The sequence below is a fragment of the Mycobacterium shunyiense genome (assembly GCF_058270035.1).
In genome coordinates this window covers 53,561-69,180 of sequence record NZ_JBZDPT010000031.1, presented here as the reverse complement: position 1 = coordinate 69,180, position 15,620 = coordinate 53,561, and the positions used below count along the sequence as shown (strand labels likewise).

The following is a 15,620-nucleotide window of genomic DNA, read 5'->3' as shown; positions in this document are numbered from 1 at the left end:
GTTTAGCTACCCCGTGGTGAAGGTGCCGAACAATCCGCCGAACAGGATCGAGGCCAGACCCAGCGCCACCACGATGTTCACGACGGTCGCCGCGGCGAACAGCACGATCGGTCGCCAGCCGGCTTCCTTCAGTCCGCGGAGCGAGAACTCCAGCCCGATGGCCACGAACGCGAAGATCAGGAACCAGGTTCGCAGGTCGTTGACCGTTGCGATGGCCGATTTACCGTCGGCGGCGAACTGCAGGTACAGCGTGCCGATCACCGAGGCGGCGATGAAGCCGAGCACGAATTTCGGGAAGCGGTCCCAGAATTCGCGCAGAGACGGGCGTGCCACTGCTGGGTCAGGTGTGTCAGTTCGGCGTTCGACCTTCAAGGCGAAGTACGCGGTGAGAGCGATGGCGACGATGCCGATCAGCGCGTTCTGAGTGGTCTTGACGATCGTGGCGATCTGCAGTGCCTGCTCACCGGCGATCGTGCCTGCCGCGGCGACGGCCGCGGTGGTGTCGATATTGCCGCCGATCCAGGCACCGGCGACGGCGTCGGACAGCCCGAACACGTCGGCGAGCCAGGGCAGCAAGAAGATCGACGGTAGCGCGAACACGATGACGAGCGACGCGGCGTAGGCCAGCTGCTCTTTTCGGGCCTGAACGGCGCCGGCGGCGGCGATGGCCGCACTCACCCCGCAGATGGAGACCGCCGAGGCCAGTAGCGCGCGCAGTTTGTCGTCCAGGCCCAGCCGCCCACCCAGCCACCAGGTGAATCCGAAGACGATCGAAATCAGAAGGAGTGCCTGGATGATCGCCGGTCCCGCGGCGGTGGCGAGCACCTTGAGGTTGATCGACGCCCCGAGCAGGACCAGGCCGGTCTTGATGAAGAACTCGGTGCGAAACCCTTGAGACAGGACGTCGCGGAGCGTGAACCTGGCCAGGATGGCGTTGCCGATGAGCCCGAGAGCGATTGCGTAGACCGGGAATTCGACTGATTTGGCGACTTTGGCCAGTGGTGTCCCGGCGGCCCAGTGGGGCACCTCGGTTTCCAGGAATCTGGTCACCGCACCCAACGCGATGACCACGAGCACACCGGCGACGGCGTAGCCGGCCTTCGGCGATCGCTGCTGCGAGCGTTCCTCGGTGCTGGTCATGGGATCACGCCGCCGGGGATGGCACCGACGAGGACGAGGGTCAAGAGGATGAGGCCGACGATCACGGCCAGCCAGTCTTCGTTCACGCGCGTCAGGCTAGGTAGCGCGCATCTTCGCGGGCACCCTTGAGATCTTCACGAATACAACCAGTTACGACCGCCGTGAGTGGCGCTGCGCTGCGCTCGGTGACCAGCTATTGTCGTTCCCGCATATTGGGCGTCCCCCGAGATCTATTCTCGGCACAACGCGGACCGACTGAGGAGTGGCCATGCGGATCACGTGGTATCCGGCATTGCTCGGATTGACCGGTTTGACCATCCCGATCGCTATCTCCATTGCCGCTGCACCGGCCGCCGTTGCCGACTGCGTCGACGCCGGAGGTTCCACGGTGTGCGCGCAGGGCAATGTCCGTGGCGGTGGGCCGACGCCGCCGAAGGCCGGTCCATACTACCCGTATCCGTGTGCCAACGACTGGTACTGCGGCGACTGGGGTCTGGAGATCAATCTCGACCCCGGCCGCCCTGACAACGGTGGTGGTGGCGGTGGCGGTTGGCGTCCGGGGCGGCCATGAGCCTCAGCCCATTCACCCGAGTCCACTTAGGAGCCACGATGTTCTCCCGTGTCATCGCCGCCGCTGCAATCAGCCTGTCGCTCTTGGCCGTTGGTGTGCCCGTCGCCGCGGCAGACGAGCCGAACTGCACCGCCGCTGACCTGGCCGGTGTGATGGCCGGCGTCCGCGCGTCCACCTCGGCGTATCTGTTCACCCATCCCGACGTCAACGCGTTCTTCACCAGCCTCAAGGGGCAGTCGAACGAGCAGATGGCCGAATCGGTGAAGGTCTATCTCCAGGACAAGCCGCAGATCCGGGCCGAACTGACGGGGATCCGGCAACCGGCGATCGATTTCCGTAACCGCTGCGGCGGGTAGGCGACTCACTGCTGCACGAGCCCGCGCAGCAGGACCGCCAAACCGAACTCGAACGCATCGTCGGCGCGCGCGGGCCTGGGCGCACCGGTGTCGAGCGCAGCGGTCAGTTCCGGGCCGACCTCGGCGCTCGACTCCCACGGCCGGTCGGGTGCGGTGAGGTCCAGCGCGGACCCCAGCACGTAGTTGTCGACCAACGTGATGATCCGCAATGTGTCGGTCGGATTGAAGCCTCCGCGGGTCAGGGTTACGGCGATCGCGTTGTACATGGTCAGTGCCTGGCTGCTGTTGACGGCGTGGGCTGTGAGCAAGGGAATCAACTGCGGGTAGCGGGCGAAGCTGCTGCGGTACGAGCGCATGATGTCGGCCAGGATGTCGATCCATGGCCGCTCGGCGTGCAGGTCGGGCAGGTGCACCTCTGACATCGCCCGTTCACGGAGCAGTTCGACGATCTGCTCGCGCCCGGAGACGTGGTTGTACAGCGACGACGGGCTGACCTTGAGCCTGCGGGCCAGTTCGGGCATGGTGAAACCGCCGGTTGTGCAGACGAGATCCATTGCCGCACTGGAGATCCGGTCGATTGACAGGATCGGTGATGGTGGTCGCCCCATGTTCTGTCCCCCTGATCGAACTTAACTCTTTACAAATGGTGTCCTGGCTCACACAATAAACGAATCACATTCGTTTTAGGAGTCCCATGATCACGCTCACTGCGAGCGCCCCCGACTCGCTGTCGCGCAGCACCGCATCACAGCGACCGCCTCTGCGGGTGGGGTTGGTGCAGCACCGCTGGCGGCCTGACGCCGCAGAACTCACCAAGGTGTTGCGCGACGGCATCGACCGCGCCGCCGGTGCCGGCGCCACCGCGGTGTTCCTGCCCGAGATCACGCTGCTGCGCTACCCGGCCGACACCCCGGCCGGGCCCAACCCGGGGGAGGGGGCCGAGGACCTGACCGACGGCCCGACCTTTGCACTCGCGGCCGAGGCGGCGCAGGCCAACGGGATCTTCGTGCACGCCTCGCTGTATGAGAAGGCTCCCGCGGCCGACGGCCTGGGCTACAACACCGCGATCCTGGTGTCGCCGTCGGGCGAGCTGGTCGGGCGTACCCGCAAGATGCACATCCCGATCTCGGCGGGGTACTACGAGGACACCTACTTTCGACCGGGCCCGGCTTCCGCGGACGACGATCCGTACCCGGTGTATGACCCCGAGGGGCTGGGCGCACGGGTCGGCCTGCCCACCTGCTGGGACGAATGGTTCCCCGAAGTGGCCCGCAACTATTCGCTCGGTGGCGCCGAGATCGTGGTCTATCCGACCGCGATCGGATCGGAGCCGGTCTTCCCCGCGTTCGACACCCAGCCCTTGTGGCAGCAGGTGATCGTGGCCAACGGCATCAGCAGCGGCTTGTTCATGGTGGTGCCCAACCGAACCGGGGACGAGGGCACCGTCTCGTTCTACGGCTCGTCGTTCATCTCGGACCCCTACGGTCGCGTGCTGGTGCAGGCGCCGCGCGACGAGGAGGCCGTGCTGGTCGCCGATCTCGACCTGGACCAGCGGCGTGACTGGCTGGAGCTGTTCCCGTTCCTGGTCACCCGGCGCCCTGACAGCTACGGCCGGCTGACCGCTCCGGTCGACCCTGCCCACCCGTACGGCGATGGCCATGCGGCCACGCCGGTCGTGAAATAGGAACGGTTGGTGACCTCATACCTGATGCCCGCCGAGGGCGCACCGCAGGATCGGGTGTGGATGGCCTTTCCTTCGGATGGCTATTCGCTCGGCGACACCGAGCAGGCGCGCCATGAGGCCCGGTCCACCTGGGCCGCCGTGGCTCATGCCGTGGGGCAGTTCGAACCGGTCACGATGCTCGTCGACCCCGCCGAGCTCGCGGTCGCGAAACGCTATGTGTCTCAAGACATCGAACTCATCGAGGCGCCGTTGAACGATGCCTGGATGCGGGATATCGGGCCCACGTTCGTGCACGCCGACGACGGGTCGGTGGCTGCCGTCGACTGGACGTTCAACGGTTGGGGCGCCCAGGACTGGGCACGTTGGGACCGCGACGCCAAGATCGGGGCGACGGTGGGCGAACTCGCGGGCGTCACCGTCGTGCCGTCCGCGCTCATCAACGAGGGCGGAGGTATCCAGACCGACGGGCACGGCACGGTGCTGGTCACCGAGACCGTGCAACTCGACCCGCACCGAAATCCCGGCGCCACCAAGGCCGGTGTGGAGACCGAACTGGCGCGGACCATCGGAGCGACCGACGTGGTGTGGCTGCCGTACGGACTGACCCGAGACAGCCAGCGCTACGGCACGCGCGGTCACGTCGACATCATCGCGGCCCTCACCGCTCCGGGGCGTCTGCTCCTGCACACCCAGCGCGACGAATCACATCCGGACAGCATGGTGTGCAAAGGGATTCGATCGGCCGTCGAAGACAGGTTCGACATCGTCGAGATGCCCGCGCCGGCCACTCTCACCGATGCCGACGGTTACGTCGACTACAGCTACATCAACCACCTGGTTGTCAACGGCGGCGTGATCGCCTGCGCATTCGATGATCCGCACGACGCGGAGGCGCGGGCGATCCTGGCCGAGCAGTATCCCGGCCGCGAGGTCGTGGCCGTCGACGCCCGCCCACTCTTCGAGCGTGGCGGTGGAATCCATTGCATCACCCAACAACAACCATCCCCGATCCAGAGGGAGGCCGTCGCATGACCGCCCGCAATGCGCCGCCCGAGCTCGGTGCGAGCTCCACCCTGTTCCACGGCGGCGTGATCTGGACGCCCGGCCACACCACCGACGCACTGCTCGTCGCCGACGGTGTGGTGCGGGCAGTCGGCGCCGACGCACTGGCGGCCACGGCCGACCGGACGGTGGACCTCGAAGGTGGATTCCTGATGCCTTCGTTCGGTGACGGTCACGCCCACCCGCTGTTCGGCGGCCTGGAATCGGCAGGACCCGCGGTGCGGCCATGTGAGTCGATCGACCAGATCGTAGCGGCGGTCAAAGAATTCGCAGATTCGAATCCCGATCAGGAGTGGATCGTCGGGGCATCGTATGACGGCAGTCTCGCTCCCGGCGGACTGTTCGACGCGCGCTGGCTCGACGCCGCGGTCCCGGACCGGCCAGTGGTGTTGCGCGCCTGGGACTATCACACCCTGTGGGTCAACTCGGTCGCACTGCAGCGGGCCGGCATCACCGCCGACACCCCGGAGCCGGCCCTCGGGGAGATCCCGCGTCGCGAGGACGGCACCCCGCTGGGCACGCTGCGGGAATGGGGCGCCACGGACCTGATCACCGCGGTCATGCCGCCCCGTGACGAAGCGGTGCGGATCGCCGCACTGGGCACGGCCGCCGACTACTACCTGGCCCATGGCGTGACGTGGGTTCAGGATGCCTGGGTCGAACCGGCCGAACTCGATGCCTACCTCGCGGCGGCCCGACACGGCGCCCTGCGGATGCGCTTCAACTTGGCGTTCTACGCCGATCCGCGTCACTTCGACACGCAGGTAACGCAATACGCCGCGGCCAGAGACCGGGTTGTGGCGATGGGTTCGCCGCTGCTGACCGCGCAGACCGTGAAATTCTTCGCCGACGGGGTGGTGGAGAACGAGACCGGCGCCCTGCTCGAGCCCTACTGTTCGGGCCTGCACTCCCACGGTATGCAGTTGTGGGAAGGCGATGCTCTGGCGGAGGCGGCCAGGAAAGTCGACGAGCTGGGCCTGCAGATCCATATCCACGCCATCGGCGATGCCGCGGTCCGCCAGGCACTGGACGCCATCGAATACGTTGCACGGCACAATGGTCCACGCGACCGGCGCCCGGTGATCGCGCACGCTCAGCTCGTGGACGACGCCGACCTCGGGCGATTCTCCGAACTCGGAGTGATCCCGAACATGCAGCCGTTGTGGGCGCAGATGGATGCCCTGATGACGGTGCTCACGATCCCGCGACTGGGAGCCCAGCGTGCGGATCGGCAGTACCGGATGCGCACGCTGGAGAATTCCGGTGCGGCATTGGCGTTCGGATCGGATTGGCCGGTCTCCTCGGGTGCGCCGTTGGACGGCATCGCTGTCGCGGTGTCGCGGTGCACCTCCGACGGTGAGCCGGCCGGGGGGTGGACACCCGAAGAGGTGCTCCCGATCGAGCCCGCCCTGGCCTCCTATACCGGAGCCGTAGCGTATCAGGCCTTTGCCGAAGCTGATTGGGGCCACATCGCGCCAGGGGCGAGTGCCGATCTGGTCTGGCTGGACCGTGATCCGAGGTATATCCCCCCGTCGGAACTGTCACAGGTGCAAGTGCGCGCCACCTATCTCCAAGGCACACAGGTCTATTCGGCCGCAGAATGAGAGGAAATGTCATGGCCGATTTGGCTGAGGCCACCGAGGGGCGGTTGCGCCGCGCGCTCGGGTTGCCGTCGTTGGTGCTGTTCGGTCTGGTCTACATGGTGCCGCTCACGGTGTTCACCACCTACGGCATCGTCACCCAGACCACCGGCGGCAGGTTGTCCGTCGCATACCTGGTCACTTTGGCCGCCATGGTGTTCACCGCGCGTTCCTACGCCAGGATGGCCGTCGCCTATCCAGTTGCGGGATCGGCATATACGTACACCCAGAAGTCGTTCGGCGCGCCGATCGGATTCCTCGCCGGCTGGTCACTGCTGCTGGATTACCTGTTCCTGCCGATGATCAACTACCTGGTGATCGGCATCTATCTCAACGCCGCGGTTCCGGCGATCCCCGGTTGGGTGTTCGTCGTGCTGTCCATCGCGGGGGTGACGGTGCTCAACATCGTCGGCATCGTGTCGGTGGCGCGGGCGAATCTCGTCATCATCGCGATACAGGCGATCTTCATCGTGACTTTCTTGGTGTTGGCCTGTTCCAAGGTGTTCAGCCTGGGCGCGGTGGACCTGATGGCCCCCTTCCACGGTGACGGCGGCGCAACGGGATTCAGTCCGGTGCTGGCCGGCGCGGCCATCCTGTGCCTGTCGTTCCTGGGGTTCGACGCGGTGTCCACGCTGTCGGAGGAAGCCAAGGATCCCAAGCGGTCCGTTCCGCAGGCGATCATGATCGCCACCGTGGTGGCCGGGGTGATCTTCGTCGTGCTGTCCTATCTCGGGCAGTTGGTGTTCCCCTCCAACCAGTTCACCGATGTCGAGTCCGGATCGCTGGATCTGATGCTGACAGCGGGCGGCCAGTTCCTTCAGACCTTCTTCACCGCGGCGTATGTCGCCGGTGCGCTCGGATCCGCGATCGCGTCGCAGGCGTCGGTGGCCCGGATCCTGTATGCCATGGGGCGCGACGGGATCCTGCCGCGCTCGTTCTTCGGTCACGTCTCGCCGCGGTTCGCCACTCCGGTGTACGCGATCCTGGCGGTGTCAGTCGTGTCGCTGCTGGCCACCGTGATCAGCCTGACCACCCTGGCCTCGGTGATCAGTTTCGGTGCACTGGTGGCGTTTTCGGTGGTGAACCTGTCGGTGATCAAGCACTATTTCGTCGACCGGCAGGAGCGCGACGGTGCCAGGGTGATCAGCAATCTCGTGCTGCCGATGATCGGCTTCCTGCTGACCGTGTGGCTGTGGACCAGCTTATCGGGGCTGACGTTGGTGATCGGGTTGACTTGGCTGGCAGTGGGATTCGTGTGGCTGGCCGGAGTTACCCGTGGCTTCCAGCGGCCGACGCCGGTACTGGACTTGAAGGAGTAACTGACCGCCTGTGAATGCCTGCCGAGTGGCCACTTGTGACACGCGATTACGCGAAAGGCGTGCGACAAGTGGCCATTCGATCCACTGCTCCGTCAGGCGACGCTGATGGTCACGTCGATGTTGCCGCGGGTGGCCTTCGAGTACGGGCAGACCTGGTGCGCGTCGTCGGCGATGGCCTGGGCGGTCTCCCGATCGACACCCGGGATGGTGACGTTCAGCCGTGCCCGCAGTGAGAATGCCCCGTCGGTGTTGAGCAGGTCTACCTCGGCATCCACGGCGGTCTCGGCGGGCAGCTTCACGTTGTGCTTACCCGCGGTCAGGCCCATGGCGCTCAGGAAGCAGGCCGACCAGCCCGCCGCGAACAACTGCTCGGGGTTGGTGCCGGAGCCGTTGCCTCCGGGCGGGGTGAGCTGGATGTCGAGGTTGCCGTCGGAGCTGTAGGCCTCACCCTGACGCCCGCCGGTGGTGTGGGTCTGGGCGGTGTACAGCACGTTGTCGGTCTGGCTGGTGGTCACGGCGTTCTCCTTCGGGTGGATGATCGGCTCCAATTGGACGCGTTAGAGATGAACGCGGGGTGGTCATGTATTTCATCCCGTCCGACTAAATCGGATCCGATATAATTTTGACCATGGCGCTCAAGGCTCCGCAACTCTCCGATTTCCTGTGCTTTGCCGTCTACTCGGCCAACCTCGCGTACGGCAAGGCCTACAAGCCGATCCTGGATCGGCACGGCATCACGTACACGCAGTACATCGCGCTCGTCGCGCTCTCGGAACAGGATCACCAGACGGTCGGCAGCCTCGGGGAGAAGCTGTTCCTGGAGTCGAACACGCTGACTCCGATCCTCAAGCGCCTCGAAGCGCTGGGATACGTGACGCGGCAACGCGATCCCGACGACGAGCGTCAGGTGCGCGTCAGCCTCACCGACGCCGGCCGCGCGCTCCGTGCGCAGACCCTGGAGATGGACCTGCTGGCCGCGACGGGGCTGTCACTGGACGAACTCACGACCATGCAACGCGGCGTGTCCACGCTGCGGGACAACCTGCGCAACTACTCGCGATCCGCCGTTGATCCTGCGGCCAGGGCGTGAACGTTCGAGTGGGCCGCGCCCTCTGCGCGGGATGAACGTCGACAGTCCTCCGGGATGACCAGGACCGGAGTGGTGGAGTGCGCGACGACGGCGCCGGCCACGCTGCCTTCCAGGTGGCCCAGCAGCCCGCTGCGGCGGTGCGGGCCGACCACGATCAGGCTGGCGTTGTGTTCCTGAGCCGTCTCGACGATGCCTTTCCAGATGGGCGCCGCTTCGACCGTCACGCTGCGGGCGGAGAAACCCGCCCTGGTGGCCAGCGATGCGCCGTGAGCGGCCGTCTGCTCGGCGGCCCGTCGTACCTCGGTCGCCTGGTCGGCGTCGAAATGCGTCGTCTCGACCGGCGTGAATCCGACATCCACCGGCTGCCAGACACAGACCACCACGGCGTCGCGACCGACCGGCAGTTCGGCCGCGGCGCGTTCGATGGCGCCGGCGGCGCGTTGTGATCCGTCATAGGCGAACAGCACCGGGCCGGTGGCGGCAACAGGCATCGCGCCCGCCTCGGATGCCGTCACCCGCCGGTCACGGCTTGGTGCGGGAACCGGTGTGGGCAGGCCGGGACGGAGCCGCGCCAGCAGCGGCGGCGAGTACCAGGCCGGCGATTCACCGTCGAGGAACTGGTCGAGGTCGGGTGTCTGGGGCCGGGCGCCACTGAGCGCATAGACGGCCACTCCGAAGACGGCGCCCCCGACGGCCAGTCCGAATCCGATCCACAGGGCGTCGCCGGCGCCCGCGGTGAGACCGCCGGCCGCTCGGGCCGCGAAATGGGCGAAGATCGGCGCCACCATGAAGGCGGCCACGGCCCGCAACAACTCGATGATCGCGAACACGCGCTGAAGGCTGTTGGACTGCAGCGAGAATCCGGCGACGAACAATGCGGGGGCCACCGTGGCGCCCAGCGCCAGCCCGGTCAGCGCCGAGGCGAGCAGGGCCAGCGGTTGATTGGCCGGGATGGCGAGCCGAAACAGCAAGATCCCGGCGGCGAGCAGGCCCATGCCGACGAGCGGAAGGTAGTGCATCGACCGTTTCGAGATGACCGAACCGAACACGAACGCCATCACGATCGCGCCGCCGAGTTCCGGCAGGTACAGCAGCCCCACCTGTACCGGGCTGTAGGTCTCCATGAAGACCTGGGCTGTCAGCGCGGTCGCCGCCACCGACGCGGCCGCCGCGAACAGCGCGACTCCGACGCCAGCCACGGGAATCGCACTGGTCAGCATGGTGCGCACGGTTAGCAACGGCCGGCGGGACCGGAACTGATACACGATGAGCAGCACGATCAGGGCCAGGCCGCCGAGCATCGGCACGATCGCCACCGGGTCGGTGAATTCATGGCTGGTCAGTTGTGCGGCACCGATGAAAGCGGCGGCGCAGCCGACCGACGCCAACCCGATGGCCCGCAGGTCACGCGGTGCGTCGAGGTCGGCAGGTGGAGCGTCCTCGAAGGTCAGGGCCGCCATGACAAGGGCTCCGACGGCGATCGCGGCGATGATCCAGAACAGTGGCCGCCACGCGAGGGCTTCTGCCTGCGCACCACCGATGAACGGGCCGAGCGCGACGGCCCCGAACACGCACATGTTCATGATCACGGCGGTGTGCCGCAGTTTGTCCCTGGGGAAGCCGATGGTCAGCGGCGGCGCCGCGGCGATCAGCAGCATGCTGGTGGCCAGACCTTGCAGGATGTGTCCGCCGATGAACATCGCCCCGTTGACCGCCGACGCGGCGATCACCGACCCCAGGACCAGGACGACTGCATAGGCCAACAGCATCCTGCGCTGGGGCAGGTGCTGGGCGAACTGCACGGCGAGGACCGTGCCCACCGCATAGGCGGCATTGCCCAGGCCGAAGCCGAGGCTCATGGTCTGCGCCGACAGGTTCAGCTGCTCGGAGATGATCGGTACCAGCGGATCGACCGCGGCAGACAACGCCAGGTAGGGGATCAACGCCAGGGTGACCATGGCGGCCACCGCGGGGTACCGGCCGGCGAGCGGACCTTGACGCATCAGCGCCGCCCAGTGCGGGCTGTTGGCAGTGCCTGGCGCTGCGGCGCCGCGTTCGGACAGTCAACTAACGAGTTCGATTGGCGCACGTGTCCGTTTAACTGTCGACACCGCAGTTGTTATTCCGTTGTCGGCGAGTTAATTCCGGATTGTGAAGCGTCTCACGTAAATTTGCATAGAACAACGATGTGTTGTAAAAAAGGCCGGTTGCGCTGAGGGGGAAGGCTCATGAAGTTCACAGCGAATTGACAGTGAAATCGATCAAAGCGCCGTGACTTTGCGTCAAAAGCCTTGTCTACCAGTGCAACTGAATGTCGGTTACGGCTTGAGCTGCACCTTCAAGTCCTCGCCCGAGCGGGAGAACGCTTTGGCGTAACCGTCGGCGGCCTCGTCCAGCGACATCGTGGTGGTAAAGATCCCGTCGACGTCGAGACGACCGGCCTGCAGCAGCGGAATCAGTTCCGGCCAGGTCTGCTGGACCGGCGCGGTGGTGAACCGGATCGTCAGGCTGCGCAGCAGGCAGCCCAGTGCGGGCATCGGATAGGGCTGCAAATCGTGCACGCCGACGACGGACACCGTGCCACCGGCCCGAGCGGCGTCGATGGCGTCGTTGATCGAGGCGTCCATGCCCACCGCGTCGACGACGGAGTCCACGCCGAGGCCACCGGTGGCTTCCCGGATCGCCTGCGCCGAGGGCGGGGCGAAGGTGATGGCTCCCGAGGCTTCCGCGCGTTCGCGCCGGGCCTCCACCGGGTCGACGGCGAAAACCTTTGCCGCACCGAGGGTGATGGCGCTGCGCAGGGCGCACATGCCGACCGCGCCCAGGCCGATGATCGCGACGGAACCGCCGACCGGAATGTCGGCGCGTTTGGCCGCTGCCCAGCCGGTGGCCAGGTTGTCGGTGAGCAGCAGGGCCTGCTCGGTGCTGATGCCCTCCGGCATCTTCAGGAGCTGGAAGTTCGCCGCCGGTACCGCGAGCAGTTCGGCCTGAGCGCCACCGAGGAATCCGGTGCCGAAGATCTGGGGACCCTGCAGGCAGCGGATCGGGTCGTGGGTCGCGCAGCCACTGCAGTGCCCGCAGCCGGCCACCGAGGACACCAGCACCTGGTCGCCGACGGCGAATCCGGTGACCTCCGGACCGATTTCGACGATCGTGCCGACGGCCTCATGTCCGACCGACACCGGATCGGCGATCGGGTAGTGGCCCTCCAAGAAGTGTAGGTCCGATCCGCAGATTGACGCGGCCTCGACCTTGACGACGGCCCCGTCGGGACCGGGCAGGACCGGGTCAGGCCGGGTCTCGACGCTGACCTTTCCGGAACTGTCGACGACGACTGCGCGCATGCTCACGCCTCCTGCACTGTGAAGTCTGACCAGACGGGTTCGTTGATGGCGGACCGGTATTCGCTCAACCGCCACGGACTGACGGTGTGGATCTCGCCGTCGGCATTCTTGAAATACGAGTGCTTGATGGAGGGCTGCGCCCACACGGTCTGCCGGATCGCTTCCTGCGAACGCCGGTGCCATTCCTTGGTCGGCTCGGGCAGCGGCTCCATGGTCCGCAGGCCCTCGGTGATCAGGTGCTCCAGGCACTGATTGATGTAGCGCATCTGGAGTTCGGAGTTCAGGATGAGGCTGCCGCCGTGGGCCAGGTGGGTTCCCGGGCCGTAGGTCATGAAGAAGTTCGGGAATCCCGGCACCGTGATGCCCCGGTAGGCGTACGGGCGCTGTCCCCAGGCATCATGCAGGTCGATGCCGTCACGCCCGGTGATCTTCATCGGGAACAGCACGTCGGTGGCCCGAAAACCGGTGGCGTACACGATGATATCGACGTCGTACGTCTCGCCGTCGGTCGTGACGACCCCGCTCGGGGTGATGCGTTCGATCGGGGTGCGGATCAGGTCCACGTTGTCGCGTTTGAGGGCGCCCAGCCAGCTGCCATTGTCCTGCAGCGTGCGCTTACCGGTGGCCGGGTAGTCGGGCAGCACCTTGGCCAGCAACCCTGCGTCGTCACCGACCTGGGTGGTGATCCAGTCGGTGAACATGATGCGGGCGATGGCGTTGATCTCGCTGACCGCATTGCCGTGGTCGTCGTAGTCGGGATCCACCCGGGCGGCGTCCAGGCCCTTGTCGGCTCCGGGCCACAACAGCAGGAAGCGATACCAGCGGCCGTAGTACGGCAGGTGTTCCATCGCCCAGCGCACGCCGTCGGCGACGGACTCGTGGTACATCGGGTTGGGGAACATCCACTGCGCGGTGCGCTGGAAGACCGTGAGGTGGGCGACCTTGTCGGCGATGGCGGGGGCGATCTGGAACCCGCTGGCGCCGGCGCCGATCAGCGCGACCCGCTTGCCGGTGACGTCGACATCGTGGTTCCACGCCGCCGAGTGAAAGGCCGGTCCCGCAAAGGTTTCCGCGCCGGGGAACTCGGGGATCTGCGGCCGGTTGAGCTGACCGACGGCGGTGATGACGGCGTTGGCCCTTAGTGTCTCGGTGCCGGCGGCCGAGCGCACCGTGACGTTCCACATCCCGCCGTCCCATTCCGCGGACACCACTTCGGTGTTCCATCGGATGTTCGGCTCGAGGTCGTGGCGGTCCACCACGTCGCGGAAGTACTGGCGCAGTTCGTGCTGTTCGGCGAAGAAGTGATCCCAGTGGTTGCTGGGTTCGAAGCTGTAACAGTAGAAGTGGTTGGCCACGTCTACCCGGGCGCCGGGATAGCTGTTCTCCCACCAGGTTCCGCCCGGTCCGGCGTTCTTCTCCACGATGGTGAAATCGATACCGGCCTGCTTGAGGCGTACCCCGGCCAGCACCCCGGACTCGCCGCAGCCGATCACGATGACGCTGAAGTCTTGCGTGCCCTGCAGTGGTGTGGGCCGCCGTGGGTCGACCCCTTCGAGGTCGAGCTCCTCGAGCATCAGCGGCAGGTTGTCCTCGTCGACCGGTTCACAGGCCGCCCAGTCCAGCATCTCCCGCACCAGTTCGGCGGGCAGCGGGTCGGGCACTGGGCAGCCTCGATCGCGGTAGTCGGCGATCACCGGTAGCGCCACCTCACGGGTCCGCGCTTTGTCCTCTTCGCTCATGAAGCCCTGGACCTCGTTGAGGAACAGGCCGGCCTGTTTGAACTCGCGGATGTACCGCGGGTCGCCGGTGATGTGCACGAGCGAGAGCAGCAGCGTCGGGATGCTGACCTGCTCCAATGCCGCCGCGATGTCGGCATCGGGGGTGGTGAACGGCTGGCCGACATGGAAACTCCGGGTCACGCGGCGTTACGCTACTGCCCGTAGCGTTATGTGACAAGGGGTGGTTGAGGTGCGCACCCGTTGCGACGACCGGCGGTGCAGGCCGGCAGCAGCGCGTAGCTACTCGGTCAGGCGGCTGGGCGCGGCTTGCCGCCATGAGTCGAGCAGAATGTCGCGGAGTTCCTGCGAATCCTCCAGTTCAGCCAACCGGACCCGTACCCACGCTGATGCGGCCTCGTGTTGGGGCACCCAGAACTTCTGCGGTTCGGCGGCAATCAATTCCTCGCGGTCAAATCGGGGGCAGCGCACGGCAAATGAGGTTTCGTCGTCGGGCACCGTAACGAACATCTTGCCCGCCACGTCGAAGGTCGGATGGCCCCAGCGCTCTTTCTCGGCGGTCTCTGGGAAAGAGAGCGCGATGCTGCGCACATCGTCAGCGTCGAGCACGGGTATCGGCCTCCGATCGAGCGGGGGGTATGCCGCTCAGGCAGCCTACCGAGGTGCTCCATCGCGCAACTGCGCTCTGTTGCTGGTCGGTGATTTGAAACCCGCAGTGCGGCTGCTGTCCCTAGCCGTCGACCCACTCCTCATAGAACGGCGGCATCTCGGAGGCCCGCCCGGTGAACTCTGGAGTGCGCTTGTCGAGGAAGGCCCGCACGCCGTCGTGGCCGTCGCCGATGCTCGTGTAGAACATGGCCAGTGAGTCGATCCGGTGTGCGTCGATGGGGTGCGGCTCGGCGGAGTTGCGGTAGAGCATCTGCCGCATGAGGGCAACCGAGACCGGTGAGCGGTCGCGGGTCCAGGCGTCGGCGAGCGCCCTAGCTTCGGTGATCAAGGCGTCCGGCTCGTGGATGGCCTGGGCCAGCCCGATCTCGCGGGCAGCCTCTGCCGTGAGGATGTCCGAGCGGTAGACCAGATCCAAAGCCGTTGGCATGCCGACGATTCGGGGGAGGAACCAGGTGGAACAGGCTTCCGGTGTGATGCCGAGCTTTCCGAAGACCAGCCCGAAGCGGGCCTTCGTCGACATGAGCCGGGCATCCATGGCCAGCGTCATCGTCGCGCCGATTCCGACCGCGGCCCCGTTGATGGCAGCGATGACGGGCTTGCGGCAGGCGTAGATCGCCAGGGTGACCCGACCGCCGGTGTCGCGGACCCGGCGCAGTTCGGGATCGTCGAGGTCGGCCATGTCGGCCAGTGTTGGTGACTTCGACTCGTCGAGGCCGAACACGTTGCCTTCGCTCGACAGGTCCATGCCGGCACAGAATGCCCGGCCTTCGCCCGTCACGATGACGGCACGCACGGTGTCATCGTCGTTGACCATCACAAAGGTGCGTTCCAACTCTTCGGCCATCTCGACGGTGAAGGCATTGAGGTTGTCGGGGCGGTCGAGGACGACGGTGAGGATGCCGTCGTCGAGCTCGTGCCGAATCGTTGTGTACTCCACAGGTGCTCCTTCGCGGGTGAGTTGGTACTCAGCTTGCCCAAGGTGGGATTCTGGCGGCAACGGAGGAAACGG

General features: G+C 66.3%; 15 protein-coding genes. 7 read left to right on the top strand and 8 right to left on the bottom strand.

What is annotated here, in order from left to right; genetic code table 11:
• Positions 1-6: 6 nt before the first annotated feature.
• Entirely contained in the window at positions 7-1,140 is a 1,134-nt protein-coding gene (locus tag AC4ELS_RS17570) for a YeiH family protein (RefSeq protein ID WP_499048422.1), read from the bottom strand.
• Positions 1,141-1,408: 268 nt separating this feature from the next.
• Here AC4ELS_RS17570 and AC4ELS_RS17565 point away from each other — a divergent pair, with 268 nt between their 5' ends.
• Complete coding sequence (locus AC4ELS_RS17565; protein WP_499048419.1) at positions 1,409-1,711, top strand: hypothetical protein; 303 nt, start codon at positions 1,409-1,411, stop codon at positions 1,709-1,711.
• A gap of 38 nt (positions 1,712-1,749) precedes the next feature.
• Positions 1,750-2,067 (top strand): heme-binding protein, encoded by a 318-nt coding sequence (locus tag AC4ELS_RS17560; RefSeq protein WP_499048416.1) that lies wholly within the window; start codon positions 1,750-1,752, stop codon positions 2,065-2,067.
• A gap of 5 nt (positions 2,068-2,072) precedes the next feature.
• Here AC4ELS_RS17560 and AC4ELS_RS17555 read toward each other — a convergent pair whose 3' ends face one another.
• On the bottom strand, positions 2,073-2,675 hold the full coding sequence (locus tag AC4ELS_RS17555) for a TetR/AcrR family transcriptional regulator (RefSeq protein WP_064885942.1): 603 nt from the start codon (positions 2,673-2,675) through the stop codon (positions 2,073-2,075).
• An 86-nt stretch (positions 2,676-2,761) separates the two neighbouring features.
• Between AC4ELS_RS17555 and AC4ELS_RS17550 the strand changes: the two genes are divergently transcribed.
• Genes AC4ELS_RS17550 through AC4ELS_RS17535 form a run of 4 tightly spaced genes read left to right on the top strand, consistent with a single transcriptional unit; the run spans position 2,762 to position 7,772 of the window.
• Entirely contained in the window at positions 2,762-3,751 is a 990-nt protein-coding gene (locus tag AC4ELS_RS17550; RefSeq protein ID WP_448444884.1) for a nitrilase-related carbon-nitrogen hydrolase, read from the top strand.
• A gap of 24 nt (positions 3,752-3,775) precedes the next feature.
• A complete protein-coding gene (locus AC4ELS_RS17545; RefSeq protein ID WP_448445236.1) occupies positions 3,776-4,783 on the top strand; it encodes an agmatine deiminase family protein in 1,008 nt (335 codons plus the stop codon).
• On the top strand, positions 4,780-6,417 hold the full coding sequence (locus AC4ELS_RS17540) for an amidohydrolase (RefSeq protein WP_448444886.1): 1,638 nt from the start codon (positions 4,780-4,782) through the stop codon (positions 6,415-6,417). The genes AC4ELS_RS17545 and AC4ELS_RS17540 overlap by 4 nt, the downstream gene beginning before the upstream one ends.
• An 11-nt stretch (positions 6,418-6,428) precedes the next feature.
• On the top strand, positions 6,429-7,772 hold the full coding sequence (locus tag AC4ELS_RS17535) for an APC family permease (protein ID WP_448444888.1): 1,344 nt from the start codon (positions 6,429-6,431) through the stop codon (positions 7,770-7,772).
• 92 nt (positions 7,773-7,864) lie between these two features.
• Here the strand turns inward: AC4ELS_RS17535 and AC4ELS_RS17530 are convergent, their stop codons facing one another.
• On the bottom strand, positions 7,865-8,287 hold the full coding sequence (locus AC4ELS_RS17530; protein WP_064933946.1) for an organic hydroperoxide resistance protein: 423 nt from the start codon (positions 8,285-8,287) through the stop codon (positions 7,865-7,867).
• A 113-nt stretch (positions 8,288-8,400) separates the two neighbouring features.
• Here AC4ELS_RS17530 and AC4ELS_RS17525 point away from each other — a divergent pair, with 113 nt between their 5' ends.
• On the top strand, positions 8,401-8,862 hold the full coding sequence (locus AC4ELS_RS17525; protein ID WP_448444890.1) for a MarR family winged helix-turn-helix transcriptional regulator: 462 nt from the start codon (positions 8,401-8,403) through the stop codon (positions 8,860-8,862).
• Here the strand turns inward: AC4ELS_RS17525 and AC4ELS_RS17520 are convergent.
• The 5 genes from AC4ELS_RS17520 to AC4ELS_RS17500 all read right to left on the bottom strand — a co-directional run bounded on the left by AC4ELS_RS17520 (position 8,823) and on the right by AC4ELS_RS17500 (position 15,548).
• Entirely contained in the window at positions 8,823-10,865 is a 2,043-nt protein-coding gene (locus AC4ELS_RS17520; protein ID WP_499048410.1) for an MFS transporter, read from the bottom strand. The genes AC4ELS_RS17525 and AC4ELS_RS17520 overlap by 40 nt on opposite strands.
• Before the next feature lie 315 nt (positions 10,866-11,180).
• Positions 11,181-12,206 carry an alcohol dehydrogenase catalytic domain-containing protein gene (locus tag AC4ELS_RS17515; RefSeq protein WP_498883129.1) on the bottom strand — a complete coding sequence of 342 codons (1,026 nt, stop codon included), beginning with the start codon at positions 12,204-12,206 and terminating at the stop codon, positions 11,181-11,183.
• A 2-nt stretch (positions 12,207-12,208) separates the two neighbouring features.
• The gene (locus AC4ELS_RS17510) at positions 12,209-14,125 is read right to left on the bottom strand and encodes a flavin-containing monooxygenase (protein ID WP_499048407.1); all 1,917 of its coding nucleotides are present in this window, start codon (positions 14,123-14,125) and stop codon (positions 12,209-12,211) included.
• A 99-nt stretch (positions 14,126-14,224) separates the two neighbouring features.
• Positions 14,225-14,551 (bottom strand): MmcQ/YjbR family DNA-binding protein, encoded by a 327-nt coding sequence (locus AC4ELS_RS17505; RefSeq protein WP_064885957.1) that lies wholly within the window; start codon positions 14,549-14,551, stop codon positions 14,225-14,227.
• 121 nt (positions 14,552-14,672) lie between these two features.
• Positions 14,673-15,548, bottom strand: a complete 876-nt coding sequence (locus AC4ELS_RS17500; protein WP_499048404.1) for a crotonase/enoyl-CoA hydratase family protein — start codon at positions 15,546-15,548, stop codon at positions 14,673-14,675.
• Positions 15,549-15,620 lie beyond the last annotated feature (72 nt).